An 18,606-nucleotide genomic window follows, 5' to 3' on the forward strand; every position below is an offset into this window, starting at 1 on the left:
CCTCCGGGCCGTCCCTAGGTTGGCGCCATGGCTGACAACGGGTCCTACGTCGAGGCCGGGGGCTTCGACCGCGACATGAACTACGTGCCCGACCGCATCACGCGTGAGGGCCGCCGGCCCGAGCACGGGCCGGTCGAGGGCGAGCTGTGGCCGGTCGAGCCGGGCCGCTACCGGCTGGTGGCGGCCAAGGCCTGCCCCTGGGCCAACCGGGCCATCATCGTGCGCGGCCTGCTCGGCCTCGAGGACGTCATCTCCCTCGGCCTGTGCGGCCCCACGCACGACGAGCGGTCGTGGACCTTCGACCTCGACCCCGACGGCCGCGACCCCGTGCTCGGCATGGAGCGGCTGCAGGAGGCCTACTTCCGGCGCTTCCCCGACTACCCGCGCGGCATCACCGTCCCGGCGGTGGTCGAGGAGTCGACCGGCAAGCTCGTCACCAATGACTTCCCGTGGATCACCCACGACTTCTTCTTCGAGTGGCGCGACCACCACCGCGACGGCGCCCCCGACCTGTGGCCCGACGCGCAGCGCGAGGAGATGGAGGAGGTGATGGAGCGCGTCTTCACCGAGGTCAACAACGGCGTCTACCGCTGCGGCTTCGCCGGCTCCCAGGACGCCTACGAGGCGGCGTACGAGCGGCTGTGGGTGACGATGGACTGGTTGGAGGAGCGGCTGGCCGACCGGCGCTACCTCATGGGCGACGCCATCACCGAGGCCGACGTGCGGCTGTTCACCACGCTGGCCCGCTTCGACGCGGTCTACCACGGCCACTTCAAGTGCAACCGGCAGAAGCTGACCGAGATGCCGGCCCTGTGGGGCTACGCCCGCGACCTGTTCCAGGCTCCCGGCTTCGGCGAGACGATCGACTTCGACCAGATCAAGACGCACTACTACTCGGTGCACCGCGACATCAACCCCACCGGCGTGGTGCCGGTCGGCCCCGACCCGTCCGTCTGGCAGGAGCCGCACGGGCGCGGCTGACCCCACGGCCTAGGCTCGGCGCCGTGGGACACGGGCACGGTCACGGGCACGCGGCGTCACGGGCGGCCGACCGCCGCCGGCTGCGCTGGGTGCTCGCGATCACCGCCTCGGTGATGGTGGTCGAGGTCGTCGGCGCGATCACCACGGGCTCGCTGGCCCTGCTCGCCGACGCGGGCCACATGGCCACCGACGCCGGCGCGGTCGTGCTGGCCCTGGGGGCGTCGTACCTCGCCTCGCGGCCCGGCGGGCCCCGCTCGACCTTCGGCTACCACCGCGCCGAGGTGCTGGCCGCGCTGCTCAACGCGGTCGTGCTCCTCGGGGTCTGCGCGTACGTCGCCTGGGCCGGCCTGACCCGCCTGGCCGACCCCGAGCCGGTCGACGCGGGCCCGATGATCGCCTTCGCCGCCGTCGGCCTGCTCGCCAACGGCGTCTCCATGACGGTCCTGGCCCGCAGCGACCGCGACTCGCTCAACATGCGCGGGGCGCTCAACGAGGTCCTGGCCGACCTGCTCGGCTCGGTGCTCGCGGTGACCGCCGGCATCGTCGTCCTGGTCACCGGGTGGGACCGCGCCGACGCGGTGGCCTCCCTCGTCATCGCCGCCCTCATCCTCCCGCGCGCGGTCGTGCTGTGCCGCGACTCCGGCGCCGTGCTGCTCGAGGTCGCCCCCGACGACCTCGACCTCACGGCCGTCGAGCACCACGTGCGCCACGTCGCCGGCGTCGTCGACGTCCACGACCTGCACGCCTGGACCATCACCTCCGGCCTGGCCTCCCTCTCGGCCCACGTCACCGTCACCGACGAGGCCCTGGCCGCGCGCGGCGTCGGCGCGATCCTCGACGACCTGTGCGCCTGCGTGGCCGAGCACTTCGACGTCCGGCACGCGACGTTCCAGGTCGAGCCCGTCTCCCACCGCAGCCACGAGGACCTGGGCGAGCTGCACTGACTTGATTGGGTCGCTGCGTCCGTACCGAGGCGGCAAAATCTCCGGTTAACCGGAGGATCTCCCACTTCTGTGCGGGAACTACCGACCAGGAGTGGGAGTTCCGTGCCAGGAGTCAGTCGCCGGCGGCAGAAACTCCGGTTAACCGGAGAATCTCCCACTTCTGCGCGGTTTCTCCCGCGCCCACCATCACCCGGCGTCGGCCTCGGCGGCGGCCTTGAGCTTGACCAGCGTGCCCTCGATGGCCTTCTGGGTCTTCGACCCGAAGCCGGCGGACAGTGCGAGGCGCAGGGGCAGCGGGTAGTGCGAGAGGTCCCAGGTCTCGGTGACCTTGGTGCCGCCGCCGTTGGTCGGCTCCAGCTCGTAGCGCCAGCGGTGCAGGCCCACGTGCCGCCAGGCGATGAGCCGGTCGGGCTCGTGCTCGACGACGGTGTTCTTGATCTTGTACGGCGCGCCCTGCTTCATCGACATGCCGAACTGCGAGCCCAGCTCGAGGCGCTCGGGACCGTCGACCGCCGAGGCCTTCACCGTGCCCGAACCGTCGATCCGCGGGTGCTGCCGTGGGTCGGCCAGGATCGCGAACACCGTCGATGCCGGGGCATCCACCACGGTCGAGGCGGAGCGGTTCTTCGACGTCTTCGAGCCAGCCATGCCCCGACCGTAGGGCTCGGTTGGCGACCGTTGCCCACCCGGCGGTAGGTTCGGTGCCGCACCCCATGTGTCACGGGTCACAGCCGCGCCACCCCTGCGGAGACCCGCGGCCGAGGGCCTGGCAGCACCCCGGAGCGGAGACCCCGCGACCCCCGGGCGAGGACAAGGAGCACGCGATGAACGCACCCCCCGACAGCCCCGACCGCACCGCCTTCGGTCCCGACCTCGCGGAGGTCTTCGGCCCCGGGCACAGCGACGGCGGCCCTGAGCTGGTCCAGCTCCTGACGCCGGAGGGCGAGCGGGTGCACCACCCCGAGTTCGACCTCGACTTCTCCGCCGAGCAGCTGCGCGGGTTCTACCGCGACATGGTGCTCGTACGCCGCCTCGACGTCGAGGCGACCGCCCTGCAGCGCCACGGCGAGCTCGGCATCTGGGCCCAGCTGCTCGGTCAGGAGGCCGCCCAGATCGGCTGCGGCCGCGCGGTGCGCCCCCAGGACTTCGTCTTCCCGACCTACCGCGAGCACGGCGTCGCCTGGTGCCGCGGGCTCGACCCGCTCAAGATGCTCGGCCTCTTCCGCGGCTGCGACCACGGTGACTGGGACCCCGCCGAGCACAACTTCGGGCTCTACACGATCGTCATCGGCGCCCAGACCCTGCACGCCACCGGCTACGCCATGGGGATGCAGCGCGACGGCGTCGTCGGCACCGGCGACCCCGACCGCGACGCCGCGGTCGTCGCCCACTTCGGCGACGGCGCGAGCAGCCAGGGTGACGTCAACGAGGCCTTCATCTTCGCCGCCTCCTACAACGCCCCGGTCGTGTTCTTCTGCCAGAACAACCAGTGGGCCATCTCCGAGCCCATCGAGCGCCAGAGCCGCATCCCGCTCTACCAGCGCGCGCTGGGCTTCGGCTTCCCCGGCGTCCGCGTCGACGGCAACGACGTCCTGGCGACGTACGCCGTCACGCAGGCCGCGCTGCAGCGGGCCCGCGACGGCCAGGGCCCGACGTTCGTCGAGGCCTACACCTACCGGATGGGCGCCCACACCACGACCGACGACCCCACCCGCTACCGCCTCTCCGACGACGTCGAGAGCTGGAAGCTCAAGGACCCGATCGCCCGCGTGGAGGTCTACCTGCGCCGCAACGGCCTGGTCGACGACGCGTTCCTGGCCGAGGTCGCCGCCGAGGCCGACGAGCTCGGCCACACCCTGCGCGAGGGCTGCAAGGCGCTGCCCGACCCGAAGCCGTCGGCGATGTTCGCCCACGTGTACGCCGAGGAGACCGACGAGCTGCGGGTGCAGCGCGAGGGCAACGAGGCCTACCTCGCCTCGTTCGAGGGGAGCCACTGATGGCCACGACAGCCACGACGCAGACCCAGGGCCAGACCCAGAAGATCACGCTCGCCAAGGGCCTCAACCTTGGCCTGCGCAAGGCCATGGAGGACGACCCCAAGGTCCTGCTCATGGGCGAGGACGTCGGCAAGCTCGGCGGCGTCTTCCGCATCACCGACGGCCTGCAGAAGGACTTCGGCGAGGACCGCGTCATCGACTCCCCGCTGGCCGAGTCCGGCATCGTCGGCACCGCGGTCGGCATGGCGATGCGCGGCTACCGCCCGGTGGTGGAGATCCAGTTCGACGGGTTCGTCTACCCCGCCTACGACCAGATCGTCTGCCAGGTCGCCAAGATCCACTACCGGTCCAAGGGCCGGGTCCCGATGCCGATCGTCATCCGCATCCCGTTCGGCGGTGGCATCGGCGCCGTGGAGCACCACAGCGAGTCGCCGGAGGCGCAGTTCGCGCACACCCCGGGCCTGAAGGTCGTGGCCTGCTCCAACCCCGTCGACGGCTACTGGATGATCCAGCAGGCCATCGCCTGCGACGACCCGGTGATCTTCCTCGAGCCCAAGCGGCAGTACCACGCCGACAAGGCCGAGCTCGACGAGAGCACCACGCCCGAGCCGCTGTTCACCTCGCGCATCGTCCGGCCCGGCACCGACCTCACGCTGCTGGCCTACGGCCCGACGGTGAAGACCGCCATGCGGGCCGCCGAGGCCGCCGCCGGCGAGGGCCGCTCGGTCGAGGTCATCGACCTGCGCACCCTGTCCCCGCTCGACATGGGCCCCGTCCTCGACTCCGTGCGCCGCACCGGCCGCGCCGTCGTCGTCCACGAGGCGCACGTCAACCTCGGCCTCGGCTCGGAGCTCTCGGCCCGGATCACCGAGGAGTGCTTCTACTCCCTCGAGGCCCCGGTGCTGCGCGTCGGCGGGTTCGACACCCCCTACCCGGCCTCGCGGATCGAGGAGGACTTCCTCCCCGACCTCGACCGGGTCCTCGACGCCGTCGACCGCTCGTTCGAGTTCTGAGGAAGGCCCCGCATGCCCGAGTACCTCCTGCCCGACGTCGGCGAGGGCCTCACCGAGGCCGAGATCGTCGCCTGGAAGGTCAAGGTCGGCGACACCATCGCCATCAACGACATCGTCGTCGAGATCGAGACGGCCAAGTCCATCGTCGAGCTGCCCTCGCCGTACGCCGGTGAGGTGACCGCCCTGCTCGTCGAGGAGGGCCAGACCGTCGACGTCGGCACCCCGATCATCCGCATCGGCGCCGACAGCCCGGCCGCGAGCCCGGCCGCGCCGACCGAGGACCCGACGCCGCCCGACGTGCGCCCGACCGAGCCGGCCCCGGCCGAGCCCGCGGCCCCGATGGAGATCGACCTGTCCAACCCGGCCGCCTCGGGCGGCGGGGAGGGCGAGAGCCTGGTCGGCCGCACCAAGGCCGACCGCGGCCCGACCCGGCGACCCCGCAAGGTCGCCTCCGGCACCCTGGCCACCCACATCCAGACCCAGGGCGCGTTCGAGACCGGCCTGGCCTCGCCGATGGTCGAGGCCGAGGACCTCGAGGACGCCGTGCCGGCCCAGGCCGCCCGGCCCACCGCCGCCGACGTGCGGGTGCTGGCCAAGCCGCCGGTGCGCAAGCTGGCCAAGGACCTCGGCGTCGACCTGACCACCCTGGCCCCGACCGGACCGGGCGGCACGATCACCCGTGACGACGTCACGTCGGCGGCAGACGGGTCGGCGGGGGTCACCTCAGCCGGCGGCCACGACCCGCACCCCGAGCGACCCGTGGCCCGCGAGGACCGAGGTGTCCGCGAGACCCGCGAGCCGGTCAAGGGGGTGCGCAAGATGATGGCCCAGGCCATGGTCGGCTCGGCCTTCTCGGCCCCCCACGTCACCGAGTGGGTGACGATCGACGCCACCGCGACCGTCGAGCTGGTCGAGCGGCTCAAGGCCCGCCGGGAGTTCCGCGACGTCAAGGTCAGCCCGCTGCTGGTGCTGGCCAAGGCCGTGCTGCTCGCCGTCCGGCGCACGCCGGAGATCAACTCCGAGTGGGACGAGGACTCCCAGGAGGTGGTCCTCAAGCACTACGTCAACCTCGGCATCGCCGCCGCCACCCCGCGCGGCCTGGTGGTGCCCAACGTCAAGGACGCCGACCGGCTCTCGCTCCTCGAGCTCGCCGGCGCCCTGGGCGAGCTGACCGCCACCGCGCGCGAGGGCCGGACCCAGCCCGCCGAGATGGCCGGCGGGACCTTCACCATCACCAACGTCGGTGTCTTCGGTGTCGACGCCGGCACGCCGATCATCAACCCCGGCGAGTCCGCGATCCTCTGCTTCGGCGCCATCAAGAAGCAGCCCTGGGTCGTCGGCGACGACATCGTGGCCCGCCACGTCACCACGCTGGCGCTGTCGTTCGACCACCGCCACATCGACGGCGAGAAGGGCTCGCGCTTCCTCGCCGACGTCGCCGGCATCCTCGAGGACCCCGCCAGCGGACTGCTCTTCTGAGCACCCGGCTCCTGGCACATCTCGTCAACGCTGGCCCGTCGTCGACCGACGACGGGTCAGCGTGGTCTCGGCCCGCCTGTTGGGGGAATGTCCGCGGCTGACCTGGGTAGATAGGCTCCCGTGACCATGGGCAGCGAGGGGGGCGACCAGACGCGCGGGGCCGACGAGCCCGGCGCGCAGCTCGGGGCGTTCCGCCTCGGACGCCGGCTCGGGGCCGGCGGCATGGGCATCGTCTACCAGGCCCTCGACACCAGCCTCAACCGGCAGGTCGCGCTCAAGGTCATCTCGCCGCAGATCGGCGACGACCCCGACTTCCAGGCCCGGTTCCGACGCGAGGCGCAGGCGCAGGCCTCCCTCGACTCCCCGCACGTGGTGCAGGTCTACAGCTTCGGCGAGGCCGACGGGCGTCTCTACATCGCCTCCCAGCTCATCCCCGACGGCGACCTCGGGCAGATGCTGGCCAAGCACGGTCGGCCCCCCGCCCGGATCGCGGTCAACCTCATGTCCCAGGTCGCCGACGGCCTCGCCGACGCCCACGCGGCCGGCCTCGTGCACCGCGACATCAAGCCGGCCAACGTGCTGCTGCGCAACCGCGACCAGCAGCTGTTCGCCTACCTCGGCGACTTCGGCATCGCCCGCCAGGTCGGCCAGTCGCAGCTGACCCAGGCCGGCGGCACGGTGGGCACCCCGTCCTACATGGCCCCCGAGCTGCACACCGGCGGCGACTCCGGCACGTCCTCCGACATCTACTCCCTCGGCTGCCTGCTCTGGGCCGCGCTCAGCGGCAAGGCGCCGTACGCCGGCGGCACGCAGTACCAGGTCGTGATGGCCCACATGGAGCAGCCGGTGCCCCAGCTCGCGCCGACCGGGCCGCTCGCGCTCGAGATCAACCGGGTGCTGGCCACCGCGATGGCCAAGAACCCCGCCCAGCGCTACCCCACGGCCGCGGCGATGCGCGACGACCTCAAGCGCGTCGTGCGGATGCCCGACGACCAGGTGCCGGTCCACCCGGCCGAGGGCGCGGCGCCCGTCTCCGACCAGTGGTCGTTCCCGCCGCCGGTCCACACCCCGACGCCCACCCCGACGCCCGGGCAGGCCCCGCCGGCGCCGACCTTCGTGCCGCCGGCCCCGCCGCAGGCCTCCTTCCAGCACTCCCACTACGAGGGGCCGACGCCGCCGCAACGCGGCGGTCGCCTCGGCTGGGTCATCGCCGTGCTGCTCGTGCTCGTGCTCGGGGGCGGCGCGGCGCTGGCGGCGGTGCTCATCAACCGCGGCGACGACGACCCGCGCACCACCACCACCACGACCGACCCGACGCCCACCGACGACCCCACCTCGGAGGACCCCGACCCCACCGAGGACCCGACCCAGGCCACGCCGCAGTACGACTTCGACGCCCGCGAGCAGCAGGCGGCCGACGCGCTGGTCGACAACTTCCTCACCCAGGCCGGGGCGACCGAGGAGAGCTCGCGCTGCCTGGCCGACGAGCTGGTCAACTCGGTCGGCGTCGACAAGCTCATCGGCGCGGGCCTGCTGACCCGCGACCTCGAGTACAACGAGGACTCCTCGACGCCCAACCCCGACTTCGACGTCGCCGACAGCCTGGAGGTGCTCCAGGCCCTGACCGACGTCACCGACACCTGCACCGACCGGGTCGGCGGCTCGGTGCCGTCACCGTCGACCGGCTGAGCGTCGGGTCCAGCGCCGGGTCCAGCGCCGGGTCCAGCGCAGGGTCCTAGGTGTAGCGGCGCGCCCGGTCGGCCGGCGTACCGGGACCGGAGCGGAGCAGCGCGGCCAGCTCGTGCTCGAGCACCGCGCCGACCCGCTGGCAGAACGCCTCGGCCTCGTCGGCGGCGTCGGGCCGCTCGGCGACCACCCGGTCGACGACGCCGAGGCGGTGCAGGTCGATCGCGCGCACCTGCTGCTTGCGGGCCATCTCGGGGGCGTGGTCGAGGTCGCGGTGCACGATGGCGCTCGCGCCCTCGGGGGGCAGCGGGGAGAGCCAGGCGTGCTGGGCGGCGACCACGCGGTCGGCGGGCAGGAAGGCCAGCGCGCCCCCGCCGTTGCCCTCGCCCAGCATCAGGCACAGCGTGGGCGCCGGCAGGGAGACCAGCTCGGCCAGGCAGCGGGCGATCTCGCCGGCCAGGCCGCCGTTCTCGGCCTCGGGCGAGAGCGCCGCGCCCTGGGTGTCGATGACCGTGACCAGCGGCAGCCCGAGCTCGCTGGCCAGCCGGAACCCGCGCCGGGCCTCCCGCAGGGCCTGCGGCCCCATCGGGTGGTCGGCGGTCTGCCCCCGCCGGTCCTGCCCGAGGAACACGCACGGCGCCTGGCCGAAGCGGGCCAGCGCGATGAGCAGCCCCGGGTCCTGCTCGCCCTGGCCGGTGCCGTTGAGCGGGACGACGTCGCCGGCGGCGTACCGCAGCAGGCGGCGTACGCCGGGCCGGTCGGGCCGGCGGGACCGGGTGACGGCGTCCCAGGTGTCGACGTCGGGCACCGGCTCGTCGGTGGGTGCGGGCGAGGAGGGGACCACCTCGCGCGGCGCGAGGAGGACCGCGAGGGCGCGGTCGAGGATGTCGGGGATGTCCTCGACGGCGACGACGGCGTCGATGATGCCGCGGGCGTAGAGGTTCTCCGAGGTCTGCACGCCCTCGGGGAAGTCCCTGCCGTAGAGCGCGGAGTAGACCCGGGGCCCGAGGAACCCGACCAGGGCCCCCGGCTCGGCGACGGTGACGTGGCCCAGCGAGCCCCACGAGGCCATGACGCCGCCGGTGGTGGGGTGGCGCAGGTAGACCAGGTAGGGCAGGCCCGCGGCCTTGTGGGCGGCCACGGCCTGGGAGATGCGGACCATCTGCACGAAGGCCGGCGTGCCCTCCTGCATGCGGGTGCCGCCGCTCACCGGGGCGGCGACCAGCGGCAGGCCGGCCTCGGTGGCCCGCTCGACGGCGGCGACGATCCGGTCGGCGCTGGCCCGGCCGATCGACCCGGCCAGGAACCCGAACTCGCCCACGATCGCGGCCACCCGCCGGCCCCGCAGCCGGCCCTCGCCGGTCACGACCGACTCGTCGACGCCCGAGCGCTCCTCGGCGGCCACCAGCTCGGCGGCGTACTCCTGGGAGACGCGGCGGCGCACCGGGCGCTCGTCCCACGTGGTCCAGGACCCCTCGTCGAGCACGAGGTGGATGAGGTCGCGGGCGGAGGGGCGCGGCATGGCCGCGAAGATAGTGGCGCGGGAGGCGCTCAGCCGGCGCGGTCCAGCGGCGAGCTCAGGCGCGGCACGCCGCCCAGGCGCTTGCGGAAGCGCACGTGGGAGGCGTGCTCGCCGAGCTTGTCCCACAGGGCGGCGTGCGCGGCCCAGGGCAGGGGCTCCGCGCCGGTGGTCCAGCTGTCGCCGAAGGAGATCCAGACCGGCGTCCACTCCGCGGCCAGGTCCCACGCGCCGCGGCGGGCCTCGACGAGCCGGCGCCTGACCTGGAACGCCTGGCGAGGGCCGTCGGCACAGATCGGCGCCGTGGCCACGGGCCAGACCCAGAGGTCGAGCGGCATCAGGTCGAGCTCGAGCTCGCGCAGCATCGTCGGGTCGACCAGCACGGTCGCGACGTTCTGGTGCGGGGCTCGCTGCACGCCACGCACGCTAGCCCGCGCCACCGACAGGCGGAACCCTCCGGTGTGTTGCCTTGTATGTCTACTGTGATGGTTGCCTATCAGCCCGACCCAGGAGGACCCGTGACCACGACCCCGAAGCAGACCGTCCCGTTCGCCGTGACCGCCAGCGGCACCGGCGTCGCCCAGTCGGTGGAGGCGGGTGGCCACCGGTTCGAGACCGACGCGCTGCCCGCCTTCGGCGGCCAGGACGCCGCGCCCAGCCCGCTGTACTACGCGCTCGCCGCGCTCACCTCCTGCCACCAGGTCACCGGGTCGCTGGTGGCCAAGGACCTCGGCATCACCCTCGGCGCGTGGAGCATCGACGCCGTCGGCGACCTCGACCCGTCGGTGATCGCCGGCGGCGCCGAGGGCAACGCCAACTTCGACCGCGTCACCGTGCGGGTGCGGGTCGAGACCGACGCCGACGAGGAGACGTTCGCGCGGTTCGCCGACGAGACCGCCCGCCGCTGCCCGGTGACCCAGCTCTTCACGCGGAGCGGGCTGGGCTTCGACAGCGACTGGACGCGATCCTCGCTGCCCGCCGCCGTCTGAGCTCAGCCGCGCCCCGCGGCCGCCAGCACCCGGGCCTCGTGCTCGCGCGACAGCCCGGTGCGGGTGGCGTCGGGGTGCGCGCGCAGCCAGGCCAGGGTGTCGCGGGCCGTCTCGGCGACCGGGCGGGTCACCAGCCCCGCGGCGTACGACGCCTCGACGTCGCGCCCCATCATGCCGTCGTACGTCGGGCGGGGGAGCCACAGCGGCAGGCCCGACGGCCCGACCCACGGCTCGACGCCGTGCCGCTCGAGCTCCTCGCTCGGCACCCACGTTAGCCGGGCGCGCGAGCCGACGCCGGCGGCGACCTCGGCCAGCAGGTCGCCGAGGGGGACGGTGCGGCCGGTGCCGTCGTAGGAGCCGGTGGTGCGGCGCTCGGCCAGGGAGACCAGCCAGGCGGCGAGGTCGCGCACGTCGACCACCTGCACCCGGTCGTCGGGGGACCCGCCGGCCAGGACCTCCGCGCCGTCGGCGGCGTCGGCCAGGCGCTCGGGCCAGTAGGCGAACCGGCCCGACGGGTCGCCGGGCCCGACGATCAGCCCGGGCCGCACGAGCACCGACGACGTGGCGCCGGCCGTGACCGCCTGCTCGCAGGCGACCTTCATCGGGCCGTAGGAGTCGGGCGAGACGGCGAGGTCGACGTCGGCGGGCTCGGCGTCCACGAGCCCGTCGGAGGCGACCGCGTCGTCGGCGTACACGTTGATGGTGGAGACGAAGACCCAGTGCGCGTCCGGCCACGCGGCCACCGCGCCGCGCACCCACGACGGCGTGCGGGCCACGTCGACCACGGCGTCGACCGGGCCGACCGCCTCGACCGGGGGCGGCTGCCCGGCCCGGTCCCACGCCACGTGGCGGGCGCCGTCGGGCACCGACCCCGACGCACCTCGGCACGCGCAGACCACCTCGTGGCCGCGGGCCAGCGCGTCGGCCGTCACCGCCGCGGACAGGAACACCGTGCCGCCCAGCACCAGGAGTCGCATGGCCCCACGGTGCGGGAGCGGTGGGGCCGGGGCAAGCGGTTCCGCTGTGGGCAGCAGGCCTGTGGAGGAGCGGGTGCGTCGTCGGGCGGGGTCGGGCAGGGTCCGCGGGATGTCGGTGGTGCAGCGGGTCGTCGAGGCCGGTGGGTTCGTGACGCGGGCCCGGCTCCTCGCCGCCTGCCCGCGGGCGGAGGTCGACGCCGCGCTCGCCCGGGGCGACGTGGTCGTGGCGGGTCGCGGTCGCTACGCCCTGCCGGTGGTCGGCGACGCCGTGCGGCGCGCCCACGGACTGCACGGCGTGCTCGCGCTCCGCAGCGCGGCGCTGCACCACGGGTGGGAGGTCCTGGTCCCGCCGGAGGTGCCCGAGGTCGCGGTGCCCCGCGGCCGCAAGGTGGGTCCGGACCGACGCGCCGGGGTCCGGCTCCTGCACACCCCGCTCGAGCCGCTCGACGTCGTCGACGACATCGTCACCGGGGTCGAGGCCACGCTGCGGATGTGCCTGGCCCGCCTGCCCCGCCGGGAGGCCCTGGCCGTCGCCGACTCGGCGCTGCGTCGCGGCGTCCCTCCGTCCACCCTGCGACGCGCCGCTCTCACGGTGAGCGGCCCCGGCGCTCCGCAGGCCCGCTGGGTCTCCGCCCACGCCGACGACCGGTCGGCGGGGCCGTTCGAGTCGGCCCTGCGCGAGATCTGCCTCGACGTGCCCGGGTTGTCGGTGGTGCCGCAGGTCGTGCTGCGATCGGCACGCCAGACCGTCCGACCCGACCTGGTCGACCGCGAGCTCGACCTGGTCTGCGAGGCCGACTCCTTCGCCTGGCACGGTGACCGGACGGCGCTGGCCCGCGACGCCCGGCGCTACGACCTGCTGGTCGCCGACGGGTGGGTGGTGCTGCGGTTCGCCTACGAGGACGTGCTCGGCGATCCCGCCTGGTGCGTGGGCGTCCTCTCCGCGGTCGTACAGCGACGTACAGGTCGGCAGCCCTGCGGCTGCCCCACCGCGTAGGGGCGCGGCAGTCGCGGCGGTGTCCGCCGAACCTGTACGTCCGTGTACGACGCGGACGGCCGAGCCCGGTGTGCCAGGGTGGTCGGGAGGCACACGAGGGGGAATGATGTCGGGTCAGCCGCTGGCAGGGTGCCGCGTCGGGGTGACGGCCGGGCGCAAGGTCGAGGAGCAGGTCGTCCTGCTCGAGCGGCGCGGCGCCGAGGCCGTGCACGCGCCCGCGCTCTCGGAGCGTGGGTCCTCGGTCGACCCGGCCGAGCTGCGGGCGGCGACCGCCGAGGCGCTGGCCGCGCCCGTCGACGTGTTCGTGGCGACCACCGGGGTCGGGATGCGCACCTGGTTCGCGGCCTGCGAGGACGACGGCACCCTCGACGCCCTGCTCGCGCGCCTCGGTGCGGCGGAGGTGCTCGCGCGCGGCCCCAAGAGCGTGGGCGCGCTGCGCCAGCGGGGCCTCCGCGAGGCGTGGTCGCCGGAGTCGGAGGCCCTCGACGACGTGCTGGCCCACCTGCACGGTCGCGACCTCACCGGCGTGCGGGTCGTCCTCCAGGAGCACGGGCTGTCGCTGTCCTCGGCGGCGCAGGTGCTGCGCGAACGCGGGGCCGAGGTGGTGACGGTGCCGATCTACCGCACCGAGCCCGCCGCCGACCTCGCCCCGCTGCGGGCCCTGGCCGCTGCGGTCGCCGACCGCACCGTCGACGCGGTGACCTTCACCAGCGCGCCCGCGGTCGCGGTCCTGATGGCCACCGCGGACGAGGACGGACGGGGCGAGGAGGTCGCGGCGGCCTTCCGCGACCCCCGCCACGGCGTCGTCGCCTGCTGCGTCGGGCCGGTGTGCGGGGCGGCGTTCGCCCCCTGGGGCGTGCCCTGGATCGCCCCCGACCGCTCCCGCCTGGTCGCCATGGTCCGGGCGCTGGAGACCGAGCTGCTCCGGCGGCGCACGGTGCGGTCGGGCGGTGCGGCGTGAGCGCCCCCGACCGCCCCGTCGGCGACTGGCAGGTCGTGCTCGTCGCCCACGGCACCCGCACCGCCGCCGGCAACGAGGTCACCCGCCACCTGGCCGAGGCCGTCGAGGCCCGGCTCGGGGTGCCCACCGTGGCGTCGTACGTCGAGCTGTCGGAGCCCCTCTTCGCCGACGTCGCGGCCGCGGCGACCCTGCGCACGGTGGTCGTGCCGCTGCTGCTCTCGACCGGGTTCCACGTGCGCACCGACCTGCCCGAGGCGGCCGCGGGCGCCTCGGTCGAGGTCGTCCTCGGCCCGCAGCTCGGGCCCGACGAGGCGCTGGCCCAGGCCCAGGTCGTCCGGCTCCGCGAGGCCGGCGCGCAGCCGGGCCAGCGGGTGGTGCTGGTGGCCGCCGGGTCGAGCGACGAGCAGGCCACCGCCGACCAGGTCGGCGCCGTCGGGCTGCTGGCCCGCGCCTGGGACGGGCCCGTCGAGCTCGCCACCCTGTCGGGGCTCGGCACCCGGCCGGCCGAGGTCGTGCGGCCGGGTGACGCGGTGTCGCCGTACCTGCTCTCGCCGGGGTTCTTCCACGACCGCATCGCCCGGGAGGTGCCCGACGGCGTCCTCGTGGCCGACGTGATCGGCCCGCAGGAGCTGGTCGTCGACCTCGTCTGCCGGCGGGCCCTGGAGCTGGCCGGGCGCGAGGACGCCTAGGACCGGTCGAGCTCGACCTGCTCCGGGGTGTGCAGCCGCACCATGAAACGGCGCGCGTGCGCCGGGGGCGTGGTGCGGCGCGAGACCAGCACCATCGTGGCGAAGGCCAGCGGCACCGACCACGCCGCGGGCTGCCCGGCCAGGGTGTCGAACCAGCCCGACCCGCGGTCGTCGGCCAGCGTGTAGGCGACGGCCAGCACCGACCCGGCGCCGCCCACGAGCAGCCCGGAGACGGCTCCCGCCGGTGTCAGGCCCCGCCACCAGATGCCGAGCACCAGCAGCGGGCAGAACGTCGACGCCGCCACGGCGAAGGCCAGCCCGACCGCCTGCGCGACCCCGAAGTCGGGCAGCACGAGCGCGGCCGTCATCGGCACCGCGACCGCGGCCAGCGTCGCCACCCGGAAGGCCGCCAGGTCGCCGAGCCGTGGCAGCCGCCGCGAGGTGACGTCCTGGGTCAGCACGCCCGAGACGGCCACCGCCAGGCCCGACGACGTCGAGAGGAACGCTGCGAACGCGCCCGCCGTCACCATGCCCGTCAGCACGTCGCCGAGCGGGCCGGGCACCACCAGCCGCGGCAGCTCGAGGACCAGGCTGTCGGAGGCGGCCGGGTCGGCGCCGTACGCGCGGCCGAGGGCGGCGTACAGCGGTGGCAGGACGTAGAAGACGCCGAGCAGCGCCAGCACCACCAGCGTCGTGCGCCGGGCCGCGCGACCGTCGGGGTTGGTGTAGAAGCGCACGACGACGTGGGGCAGGCCCATGGTGCCGAGGAACGTCGCCAGCACCAGCGAGTACGTCGTGTAGAGGCCCTGCGCGCCGCCGGCGGCGAGCGGCACCGACCAGCCGTCGGCGGTCGCGCGGGCGGGCCCGGCCGCGTCGTCGCCGGCCCACACCACGAGCAGGACGGCGGCGGGGACGAGGAGGGCGGAGAGCTTGAGCCAGTACTGGAAGGCCTGCACGAAGGTGATGCTCCGCATGCCGCCGGAGCCGACGCTGACGAGCACCACGAGGCCGACGACGACCGGACCGACCCAGCGCGGCGCGTCGATGGCGGCGGCCAGGGTCAGGCCGGCGCCCTCGAACTGCGGCAGCAGGTAGAGCCAGCCGACGGCGACGACGAGCAGGCTGCAGACGTTGCGGACGCGGCGGGAGTCGAGGCGGGCCTCGGCGAAGTCGGGCAGCGTGTAGGCGCCGCTGCGGCGCAGCGGCGCGGCGACGAGCACGAGCAGGACGAGGTAGCCGGCCGTCCAGCCGACGGGGTACCAGAGCATCTCGGCGCCGAAGGTCAGCAGCAGGCCGGCGACGCCGAGGAAGGAGGCGGCGGAGAGGTACTCCCCGCCGATCGCGCTCGCGTTGAGACCCGGCCGGACCGTGCGGCTGGCCACGAAGAAGTCGCTCGTCGTGCGCGAGAGGCGCAGGCCGTAGGTGCCGATCGCCAGCGTGGCCAGGGTGACCAGGACGACGGCGACGAAGCCGGGCAGGGTGCTCACGGGCTCACCGGTCGAGCTCGCCCACGAGCTCGGCGAAGTCGTGCTCGTGCCGCTCGGCCTGCCGCACGTAGCGCCACCCGAGCAGCACCAGCCACGGGTAGACCAGCACCCCGAGCACCAGCCACACCAGCGGCAGCCCGGCCACGCGGACGTCGTCGAGCCCGGGCGCGAGGTGGAAGACCAGCGGCAGGCTGCCGACGGTCAGGGCCAGCAGGCCCAGGATGCGGGCCGCCAGGGCGAGCTGGGCGCGGAGCAGGCTGCCGAGGTAGACCCGGCCCAGCGGTGTCTCCTCGTCGATGTCGCCCGTGCGCGGCCGCGGCCGCGGCTGGGCCCGCCGGTCGGGCCCGGTCACCCGCACCCGACGCTGCGGCCCCTCGGGCGTCGTGCTCATGCCGGTCATCCGACCACACCCGGTGCGGTCAGAGAGCGCGTACGGCGGCCGCGACGGCGTCGAACCGTGCGCGGTCGAGCGCCGCTCCCTCCCGTCGTACGGCGGCGGGGTCGACGCGCACGACCCGGTCCAGGCGCACCTCGCTCGGCCGGCCGGTCCGGTCCCACGCCCCGGCGCCGATGTCGAACCAGTGGCGTCCGGCGCGGGCCTCCTGCGCCTGGTCGCGGTCGTGGTCCTGGCTGGTCAGCCCCAGGGCCAGCAGCCACGGACCGTCGCGGCCCACGAGGAGCACGGGCCGGTCCTTGCCCTGGCGGTGGTCCTCCTCGTAGGGCACCCAGGTCCACACGACCTCCCCCGGGTCGGGCCGGCCGTCGGGGTCGGCGGCGTAGACCAGGTCGGGCACGCCGTCGAAGTCGCCCGGGTAGTCGCCGCCGGGGGCGGGTGCCGCCGGGCGCGCCTGCCCGCGCGCCGAGGGTGGGACCGGCCTGGGGCGCCGACGGGGCGGCGTACCGGGGGCGCGGTCGGACTCGCGCAGCGCGCGGGCGGCGAGGCCCACGACGCGGGCGAGCCGCTGGACGGTGCGGGAGCGGGCCACCGGCCCAACCTAGGTCACGGCCGCGGTCGGCTCAGCGCGCCAGGCGCTCGCGCAGGTCGCGGGTGCTGCGGCGGCTCACGGGCAGGTCGACGGCGGCGGGGCCGGTGCCGACGACGACCGAGGTGCGGCCGGCGGCGGTGCGGACCTCGCTGACGTGGGCCAGCGCGACCAGCACCGAGCGGTGGATGCGCACGAAACCGGCCGCGGCCCACTCCTCCTCCAGCGTCGACAGCGGCACCCGCACCAGGTGGCTGCCGGCCGAGGTGTGCAGCCGGGCGTAGTCGCCCTGCGCCTCGACGTGGGTGACCGCCGAGCGCGGCACGAAGCGGGTGACGCCGCCCCGCTCGACCGGGATCTGCAGGTCGGCCGGTGCGGTCGGCGTCCGGTCGCCGCCCTCGACGACCCTCCGCACGGCCTCGGCCAGCCGCTCGGCCCGCACCGGCTTGAGCACGTAGTCGACGGCGCGCAGGTCGAAGGCCTCGACCGCGTGCGCCTCGTGGGCGGTGACGAAGACGATCGGCGGCGGCTCGCGGAAGCGCCCCAGCACCTCGGCCAGCTCGAGCCCGGTCAGCCCCGGCATCTGGATGTCGAGGAACACGCAGTCGACGGCGTCCTCGCGCAGCACCCGCAGTCCCTCGGTTGCGGAGTCGCAGGTGCGCACCGTGGCCACCCGCTCGTCGTGGGAGAGCAGCCACTCCAGCTCGTCGAGGGCCGGTCGCTCGTCGTCGACGACGAGCACCCGCAGCCCACTGGTCAGGCCGGTCGGGCCGGTCACGCCGACACCCCGGCGGCGAACTTCGGCACGCGCACCACCACCTTCGTCCCGGCCCCGGGGGCGGTCTCGACGACGAGACCGTACTCGTCGCCGTACGTCGCCCGCAGCCGCGCGTCGACGTTGCCCAGGCCCACCGAGTCGAGGGCCGCGTCGCCGGCCAGGGCCCGGCGGACGACCTCGGGGTCCTCGCCGGCGCCGTCGTCCTCGACCTCGATGACGCAGTCCTGGCCGCGGTCGCGGGCGGTGATGGTCACGTGGCCGACGCCGGAGGCGCCGGCGACGCCCTCGAGGCCGTGCCGCACGGCGTTCTCGACGAGCGGCTGGACGCACAGGAACGGCACCGCCACGGGCAGCACCTCCGGCGCCACGCTCAGCGTCACCTGCAGGCGGTCGCCGAAGCGGGCCTGCTCGAGCAGCAGGTAGCGCTCGATCGAGCGCAGCTCCTCGGCCAGGGTCGTGTAGTCGCCGTGGCGGCGGAAGGAGTAGCGGGTGAAGTCGGCGAACTCCAGCAGCAGCTCGCGGGCGCGGTCGGGGTCGGTGCGCACGAAGCTGGCGATCGCGCCGAGGGAGTTGTAGATGAAGTGCGGGCTGATCTGGGCCCGCAGCGCGCGCACCTCGGCCTCGGCCAGCCGGGTGCGCGAGAGCTCGAGCTCGGCCAGCGCGAGCTGCCCGGAGACCCAGGTGGCCACCTCCTCGGCGGCCCGGGCCAGGCCGGCGGTCTGGTACGGCGCGCAGGCGACCAGGGTGCCCACGATGCGGTCCTCGACCACGAGGGGGCTGACCACGGCGGTGCGCACCTCGCAGCCGCCGGTGTCGCAGGGCAGGTCGCCGCGGTCGAAGCTGCGGGTGCGGCCACGCTCGAGGGTCGCCCGCACCAGCAGCGGCAACCGGGGGGCGTGGTGGCTGCCCGCGCCGTCCCAGGCCAGGCAGCCGGCGGTGTCGGTGACGGCCAGGGCCGGCACGCCCAGGAGCGCCCGCAGGTGCCGCGACGCGCGCTCGGCGCTGTCGGCGGTCAGGCCCTCGCGCAGCGCGGGCGAGGCCAGGGACGCGCGGTGCAGGGTGCGGAACGTCGCCCGGTCGGCCTCCGAGCCGAGGTGGGGGCGGCGCCAGCGCCAGCGGGCCACGG

Annotated in this window: 19 protein-coding genes; 10 read left to right on the plus strand and 9 right to left on the minus strand. The window is 74.9% G+C overall.

Going from position 1 to position 18,606, the window contains the following annotated elements; translation table 11 throughout:
• Positions 1-27 precede the first annotated feature (27 nt).
• Positions 28-981 (plus strand): glutathione S-transferase C-terminal domain-containing protein, encoded by a 954-nt coding sequence (locus tag FJQ57_RS11030; protein ID WP_139980117.1) that lies wholly within the window; start codon positions 28-30, stop codon positions 979-981.
• A gap of 23 nt (positions 982-1,004) precedes the next feature.
• Positions 1,005-1,925, plus strand: coding sequence for a cation diffusion facilitator family transporter (locus tag FJQ57_RS11035; protein ID WP_139980119.1), 921 nt, complete (start codon positions 1,005-1,007; stop codon positions 1,923-1,925).
• A 186-nt stretch (positions 1,926-2,111) separates the two neighbouring features.
• On the opposite strand, the gene FJQ57_RS11040 is transcribed toward FJQ57_RS11035, so the two are convergent.
• On the minus strand, positions 2,112-2,573 hold the full coding sequence (locus FJQ57_RS11040) for an SRPBCC family protein (protein ID WP_139980121.1): 462 nt from the start codon (positions 2,571-2,573) through the stop codon (positions 2,112-2,114).
• A gap of 176 nt (positions 2,574-2,749) precedes the next feature.
• On the opposite strand from FJQ57_RS11040, the gene pdhA reads away from it, so the two are divergent.
• From pdhA to FJQ57_RS11060, 4 genes are all read left to right on the plus strand, one after another.
• Positions 2,750-3,922, plus strand: a complete 1,173-nt coding sequence (gene pdhA, locus FJQ57_RS11045; protein ID WP_139980123.1) for a pyruvate dehydrogenase (acetyl-transferring) E1 component subunit alpha — start codon at positions 2,750-2,752, stop codon at positions 3,920-3,922.
• Entirely contained in the window at positions 3,922-4,935 is a 1,014-nt protein-coding gene (locus FJQ57_RS11050) for an alpha-ketoacid dehydrogenase subunit beta (RefSeq protein WP_139980124.1), read from the plus strand. Before pdhA ends, FJQ57_RS11050 begins: the two co-directional genes overlap by 1 nt.
• A 12-nt stretch (positions 4,936-4,947) precedes the next feature.
• Positions 4,948-6,414 (plus strand): dihydrolipoamide acetyltransferase family protein, encoded by a 1,467-nt coding sequence (locus FJQ57_RS11055; protein ID WP_139980126.1) that lies wholly within the window; start codon positions 4,948-4,950, stop codon positions 6,412-6,414.
• A gap of 126 nt (positions 6,415-6,540) precedes the next feature.
• Entirely contained in the window at positions 6,541-8,103 is a 1,563-nt protein-coding gene (locus FJQ57_RS11060) for a serine/threonine-protein kinase (RefSeq protein WP_139980128.1), read from the plus strand.
• Between the two features lie 46 nt (positions 8,104-8,149).
• Here the strand turns inward: FJQ57_RS11060 and FJQ57_RS11065 are convergent, their stop codons facing one another.
• Both FJQ57_RS11065 and FJQ57_RS11070 read right to left on the minus strand, forming a co-directional pair.
• Positions 8,150-9,622: a carboxyl transferase domain-containing protein gene (locus tag FJQ57_RS11065; RefSeq protein WP_139980130.1), complete on the minus strand. Its 1,473-nt coding sequence runs from the start codon at positions 9,620-9,622 to the stop codon at positions 8,150-8,152.
• Positions 9,623-9,651: 29 nt separating this feature from the next.
• Positions 9,652-10,035 (minus strand): hypothetical protein, encoded by a 384-nt coding sequence (locus FJQ57_RS11070; RefSeq protein WP_139980132.1) that lies wholly within the window; start codon positions 10,033-10,035, stop codon positions 9,652-9,654.
• 102 nt (positions 10,036-10,137) lie between these two features.
• Between FJQ57_RS11070 and FJQ57_RS11075 the strand changes: the two genes are divergently transcribed.
• Positions 10,138-10,608 carry an OsmC family protein gene (locus FJQ57_RS11075; protein ID WP_211348852.1) on the plus strand — a complete coding sequence of 157 codons (471 nt, stop codon included), beginning with the start codon at positions 10,138-10,140 and terminating at the stop codon, positions 10,606-10,608.
• Between the two features lie 2 nt (positions 10,609-10,610).
• On the opposite strand, the gene FJQ57_RS11080 is transcribed toward FJQ57_RS11075, so the two are convergent.
• A complete protein-coding gene (locus tag FJQ57_RS11080; protein ID WP_139980135.1) occupies positions 10,611-11,585 on the minus strand; it encodes a Rossmann-fold NAD(P)-binding domain-containing protein in 975 nt (324 codons plus the stop codon).
• A 109-nt stretch (positions 11,586-11,694) separates the two neighbouring features.
• Between FJQ57_RS11080 and FJQ57_RS11085 the strand changes: the two genes are divergently transcribed.
• From FJQ57_RS11085 to FJQ57_RS11095, 3 genes are all read left to right on the plus strand, one after another.
• On the plus strand, positions 11,695-12,582 hold the full coding sequence (locus tag FJQ57_RS11085; protein ID WP_139980137.1) for a PDDEXK family nuclease: 888 nt from the start codon (positions 11,695-11,697) through the stop codon (positions 12,580-12,582).
• Between the two features lie 106 nt (positions 12,583-12,688).
• The gene (locus FJQ57_RS11090; protein WP_281284256.1) at positions 12,689-13,543 is read left to right on the plus strand and encodes a uroporphyrinogen-III synthase; all 855 of its coding nucleotides are present in this window, start codon (positions 12,689-12,691) and stop codon (positions 13,541-13,543) included.
• On the plus strand, positions 13,540-14,232 hold the full coding sequence (locus tag FJQ57_RS11095; RefSeq protein ID WP_170219385.1) for a sirohydrochlorin chelatase: 693 nt from the start codon (positions 13,540-13,542) through the stop codon (positions 14,230-14,232). Before FJQ57_RS11090 ends, FJQ57_RS11095 begins: the two co-directional genes overlap by 4 nt.
• Here FJQ57_RS11095 and FJQ57_RS11100 read toward each other — a convergent pair.
• From FJQ57_RS11100 to FJQ57_RS11120, 5 genes are read right to left on the minus strand one after another with little or no spacing between them, the layout of a single operon-like run.
• Positions 14,229-15,719, minus strand: coding sequence for a sodium/solute symporter (locus tag FJQ57_RS11100; RefSeq protein WP_139980143.1), 1,491 nt, complete (start codon positions 15,717-15,719; stop codon positions 14,229-14,231). The genes FJQ57_RS11095 and FJQ57_RS11100 overlap by 4 nt on opposite strands.
• Before the next feature lie 4 nt (positions 15,720-15,723).
• Positions 15,724-16,110 carry a hypothetical protein gene (locus FJQ57_RS11105; protein ID WP_139980145.1) on the minus strand — a complete coding sequence of 129 codons (387 nt, stop codon included), beginning with the start codon at positions 16,108-16,110 and terminating at the stop codon, positions 15,724-15,726.
• Positions 16,111-16,138: 28 nt separating this feature from the next.
• Complete coding sequence (locus FJQ57_RS23315; protein ID WP_139980147.1) at positions 16,139-16,705, minus strand: type II toxin-antitoxin system PemK/MazF family toxin; 567 nt, start codon at positions 16,703-16,705, stop codon at positions 16,139-16,141.
• A gap of 31 nt (positions 16,706-16,736) precedes the next feature.
• Entirely contained in the window at positions 16,737-17,480 is a 744-nt protein-coding gene (locus tag FJQ57_RS11115; protein WP_246081743.1) for a LytR/AlgR family response regulator transcription factor, read from the minus strand.
• Complete coding sequence (locus FJQ57_RS11120) at positions 17,477-18,604, minus strand: sensor histidine kinase (RefSeq protein WP_139980148.1); 1,128 nt, start codon at positions 18,602-18,604, stop codon at positions 17,477-17,479. Before FJQ57_RS11120 ends, FJQ57_RS11115 begins: the two co-directional genes overlap by 4 nt.
• Between the last annotated feature and the right edge of the window lie 2 nt (positions 18,605-18,606).

Origin of the sequence: Nocardioides litoris (assembly GCF_006346315.1) — a bacterium.
GTDB lineage: Bacteria > Actinomycetota > Actinomycetes > Propionibacteriales > Nocardioidaceae > Nocardioides > Nocardioides litoris.

What these genes read in the sequence shown, in the direction of transcription:
- FJQ57_RS11030 (WP_139980117.1), top strand. Translation starts at nt 28, where the DNA reads ATGGCTGACAACGGGTCCTACGTCGAGGCCGGGGGCTTCGACCGCGAC.
- FJQ57_RS11040 (WP_139980121.1), bottom strand. Translation starts at nt 2,573, where the DNA reads ATGGCTGGCTCGAAGACGTCGAAGAACCGCTCCGCCTCGACCGTGGTG.
- pdhA (WP_139980123.1), top strand. Translation starts at nt 2,750, where the DNA reads ATGAACGCACCCCCCGACAGCCCCGACCGCACCGCCTTCGGTCCCGAC.
- FJQ57_RS11050 (WP_139980124.1), top strand. Translation starts at nt 3,922, where the DNA reads ATGGCCACGACAGCCACGACGCAGACCCAGGGCCAGACCCAGAAGATC.
- FJQ57_RS11055 (WP_139980126.1), top strand. Translation starts at nt 4,948, where the DNA reads ATGCCCGAGTACCTCCTGCCCGACGTCGGCGAGGGCCTCACCGAGGCC.
- FJQ57_RS11060 (WP_139980128.1), top strand. Translation starts at nt 6,541, where the DNA reads ATGGGCAGCGAGGGGGGCGACCAGACGCGCGGGGCCGACGAGCCCGGC.
- FJQ57_RS11065 (WP_139980130.1), bottom strand. Translation starts at nt 9,622, where the DNA reads ATGCCGCGCCCCTCCGCCCGCGACCTCATCCACCTCGTGCTCGACGAG.
- FJQ57_RS11080 (WP_139980135.1), bottom strand. Translation starts at nt 11,585, where the DNA reads ATGCGACTCCTGGTGCTGGGCGGCACGGTGTTCCTGTCCGCGGCGGTG.
- FJQ57_RS11085 (WP_139980137.1), top strand. Translation starts at nt 11,695, where the DNA reads ATGTCGGTGGTGCAGCGGGTCGTCGAGGCCGGTGGGTTCGTGACGCGG.
- FJQ57_RS11090 (WP_281284256.1), top strand. Translation starts at nt 12,689, where the DNA reads ATGTCGGGTCAGCCGCTGGCAGGGTGCCGCGTCGGGGTGACGGCCGGG.
- FJQ57_RS11105 (WP_139980145.1), bottom strand. Translation starts at nt 16,110, where the DNA reads ATGAGCACGACGCCCGAGGGGCCGCAGCGTCGGGTGCGGGTGACCGGG.